The organism is Rhodopirellula maiorica SM1 (assembly GCF_000346295.1).
GTDB lineage: Bacteria > Planctomycetota > Planctomycetia > Pirellulales > Pirellulaceae > Novipirellula > Novipirellula maiorica.
This window is the reverse complement of the sequence record NZ_ANOG01000569.1, coordinates 1-3657: the sequence shown is the minus strand read 5'-3', so window position 1 is coordinate 3657 and position 3657 is coordinate 1. Positions and strand designations below refer to the sequence as shown.

The following is a 3657-nucleotide window of genomic DNA, read 5'->3' as shown; positions in this document are numbered from 1 at the left end:
GCCGGCGGACGCGTTCACTTCAAATACCAACGTCCCGCATTCGCGATCTATCCCGATAATGGAACTACGCGGCCTCATTCGATACTCATTCCGCAGATCTTGCTTGAGCGTTTTGGTAACGCAGCACCTCCATCACAGTCATTTACTGAATTCATCATTGGGTCAGACGCTGAGCGTCGAGTCGTCGCGGTGGAGCTTGCTCTCGAACAAATAGATTCAGGACTGATTTCCCATCTTGAATCCTTACCCGACCTCGACACTTTATTCGTCGAAATGCCAGGCAAGATAGTCCATCGTGATTCTGAAGAAATGTTGCGACTTACGAACCTTAAGTCTCAACTTTCGGTTAACATTCAAGAGGCGTTTCAACCCAAAAAAGTACGGTAAGGCGAAGCCGTAGAACCATGGCATGAACCGAAGCGACCGATCAGGTCTTTTGGTCGGTAGAAGCCGGTCGGCGGTCGCTCGGTTATGCCCGACGTTATCGGACACAAAAGTTGTGTGCTCGATCCAGGATGCTTGATGTTGCGCGTGCGATGATTTGAAGCAACGGCTGAGTGTCCGGCGAATGGGAGTTCATTGGCAACGTCACCCGTCGCAATTTGGATACGCGGAACTTGGGGCCAGCGGTCACCAACGAGGCCGAAGGCCAGACCGACATTGCGCTGTCGATACCCAAGCTCGATATTGCGCGGTCGATTGATGCGTGCAATCCTGTGCCGTAAACTAGATCCTTCTGGCCGCGTGATCTGATGGATCGATACAATCCGCTGCAAACAAAGGCCGATAACAACGACGTGCACCGCAGATCCGGCGTTGCTAAACTAGGCCATCACAACGTCAATCGCCGGATCGCGGTGACGTCAACCGTTCGCCGCCAGAGATGTGTAGTCCACACAAGCCTTGATGAGTTATTCCCATGACGATGTCGAGCGATCAACTCACGCACAACATGGCCCAGGATTTCTCCGAGTTCTTGACCAACACGATTGGGCTCGACGATGCGCCCGCCGACGAGTTCTTTGATCCGATCGCAGCTGTATTCGGTAATGCTCCAACACAAGCTTCTGTCGTCGCTGTCTTCAAGTCTCACGATGGTCCGAATCGTTTGGCTTCAAAACTCAACGATTGGCTCGAAACAAATGATGTAACGGACAGCCTTGCTCGACAACTACTTGAAATTATGATCGTGAACAACTTTGGGCCGGATGTGATCGCTTAGCTTGTGTATGTTGGTGAAAGTCGATACTACTGTCCGGCAATAATCCGCTGCGAGAGCGGCGAACCATTCCGATGCACTGGAGCGGCGAAGTCGCGTCTTTTAATAGTTGAGAATCACTCGTCGCCGCCCCGTGATCGGTGACGTTATCGGACACAAAAGGTGCGTGGTCGATCCAGGATGCTTGATGTTGCGCGTGCGATGATTTGAAACAACGGCTGAGTGTCCGGCGAATGGGAGTTCATTGGCAACGTCACCCGTCGCAAATTGGATACGCGGAACTTGGGGCCAGCGGTCACCAACGAGGCCGAAGGCCAGACCGACATTGCGCTGTCGATTCCCAAGCTCGATATTGCGCGGTCGATTGATGCGTGCAATCCTGTGCCGTAAACTAGATCCTTCTGGCCGCGTGATCGGATGGATCGATCCAGTCCGCTGCAAACCAAGGCCGATAACCACGACGTGCACCGCAGATCCGGCGTTGCTAAACTAGGCCATCACAACGTCAATCGCCGGATCGCGGTGACGTCAACCGTTATCCGACTAGATCATGAGCCAACCTGACTCCAAACATGATCGCCTGTGGCAACTGATCGACGAAGCTCAGGCTGAAACTGATCACAAGATTGCCAACCGAATATTTTGCAACGCCGAGCAACTAGGGCGCGAATTGCATGATCGCGAACCTGCCGACGCGGAACACTGCTACGCCATCGCACTGACATACTATCACCGATGGGATTCACCGCTTGAACGTCGGAAATGTGTTGAATGGCTCGACAAAACGGAACAGCTAAACCCTACGCACCCATGGGTGCCACTGTATCTTGGTTATCAATTCATGGACGACCAAAGATACTCGGACGCTATTGGTCAATTCAGTCGCGTCAATCAAACCTATTTCGCGTCAATCGAGCATCACTGGCGCAACATCAAAACCGATGAATTGATACTCGTTGCGTTCATTCGCAACGGCTCAACCGATATTGATACGACTCGTCTTGTTCGCCTAGCGGATCGGTACGCTAACGCCGAGCAAGTTGACCAACCGATTCCAACGGAAATCGTCAAAACGTTGGCTATGGCTGAGAACCGCGATCGCTTCGACACACCAGCACACAACATCGCATCGGAGGTGTGCCGATTGATTCACGCATGCGGCGATACTAACGTATTCCCGAATGAGCTTGCAGAACTGGAAACGGCTGCCAAAATCGTCGGATAACAAAAAAATGCACCCGAGTCGCGAAGTCGGGCGTTTTGAAAATGGCAAATCTCTCGTCGCGACCGGGTGATTTTAGACGTTCTACTGAATACCGTTGCAACCTGATGAACTGGTGTCGCTTTGGATGCGAGTTCTTTCACGCGTCGCCCCGAATTGGCACTGGCAAATGACGTGTCCCGACACCATTGAAACAGCGGCGCAAGACTTCATTGACAATCATCTGCCGCCGCTAAACGACCTTCGTGCAACTGATTTCGACAACATTGATGACGGTGATCCATGGATCGCGTGGCGGCGCAGGATCTGCGCGATTTACGGAATTTCGACCTCGTATTCCCATCCGAACGGAAGAGAACCAAAGCGTGGATGGAATCGACGATTGTGGCAAAAATATCCCGACCTCGATCCTGAGGAACTCGTGGACCACGTTTTTGATACGATGATTGAATTCCTACGAACGACTGTCCAGGATTCGTCCGGCACGGTCCTACCCAGCGTGAAGAAGATGGCAGAACCAACGGATGCACCCGAGTCCTCGAGTTGATCTTGGAGAATGGTTGCTCAACCGCTCGGACCGGGTGATCCTGGTCGTTACGCAAAGAAGAATCTGGATTTGACTTGCCATGCGTTTCCAGTTTTCGATCCGAACAGCACTGGTCGCAATTGCCCTGCTAGCGCCGCTCTGTTTGTATGTCGCAGCCTGTCTCAAAAAGCGTCCGGACTTTGTTCTGCCAACACAGGCTGAATACGCAGCCAAGCTGAAAGAATGGGAGACTCAAAGCGTCTCGAGAGGTACCGCTACAGTTCCCACCAAGAAGACGGCGAGTCAACACGCACAAGACCTCGTTGCCAATTTTCCGCCACTTGGCATTGAACATTGGGAAGCGACGGCGAAGCACGTCGAATCAGGGATGCACGAGTGGGCTCTCTATCGTCATCTTCCTTCGGCAAATATCGGGATTTCGTTTCTGCGTCCAGGCAAGAACACGCAGGTCTTAGTCTATGCCGTCGATTCTGAGTTTGCAGCGCTCTGCGAGGTGACAGTCGAGGGTGGGACGGGGCCGAGTTCTCTTACCCGGGTTGTCAAGTTCCACGGATTCGCAAAGCACAATCTCGCTTGCGATGAATGGGGATCGTTGTGTGCGAAAGATATGACTTTCAACGATGATGACGATGCCTCACTTGTATTCGTCAACAAATGAGCGTAACCATC

At 52.4% G+C, this 3657-nt stretch carries 7 protein-coding genes; all 7 read left to right on the top strand.

The window, feature by feature from the left end; translation table 11 throughout:
* On the top strand, positions 1-387 hold a 387-nt coding region (locus RMSM_RS42730; RefSeq protein ID WP_008699385.1), incomplete at its 5' end, for a hypothetical protein.
* Positions 388-557: 170 nt separating this feature from the next.
* Positions 558-725, top strand: coding sequence for a hypothetical protein (locus tag RMSM_RS41855; protein ID WP_008699384.1), 168 nt, complete (start codon positions 558-560; stop codon positions 723-725).
* Positions 726-919: 194 nt separating this feature from the next.
* Positions 920-1222 carry a hypothetical protein gene (locus RMSM_RS18115; RefSeq protein WP_008699383.1) on the top strand — a complete coding sequence of 101 codons (303 nt, stop codon included), beginning with the start codon at positions 920-922 and terminating at the stop codon, positions 1220-1222.
* Between the two features lie 219 nt (positions 1223-1441).
* On the top strand, positions 1442-1609 hold the full coding sequence (locus RMSM_RS41850) for a hypothetical protein (RefSeq protein ID WP_008699382.1): 168 nt from the start codon (positions 1442-1444) through the stop codon (positions 1607-1609).
* Positions 1610-1769: 160 nt separating this feature from the next.
* The gene (locus RMSM_RS18110) at positions 1770-2444 is read left to right on the top strand and encodes a tetratricopeptide repeat protein (RefSeq protein WP_008699380.1); all 675 of its coding nucleotides are present in this window, start codon (positions 1770-1772) and stop codon (positions 2442-2444) included.
* A 94-nt stretch (positions 2445-2538) separates the two neighbouring features.
* A complete protein-coding gene (locus tag RMSM_RS18105) occupies positions 2539-2988 on the top strand; it encodes a hypothetical protein (RefSeq protein WP_040767888.1) in 450 nt (149 codons plus the stop codon).
* A 79-nt stretch (positions 2989-3067) separates the two neighbouring features.
* Positions 3068-3646 (top strand): hypothetical protein, encoded by a 579-nt coding sequence (locus tag RMSM_RS18100; protein WP_008699378.1) that lies wholly within the window; start codon positions 3068-3070, stop codon positions 3644-3646.
* Positions 3647-3657 lie beyond the last annotated feature (11 nt).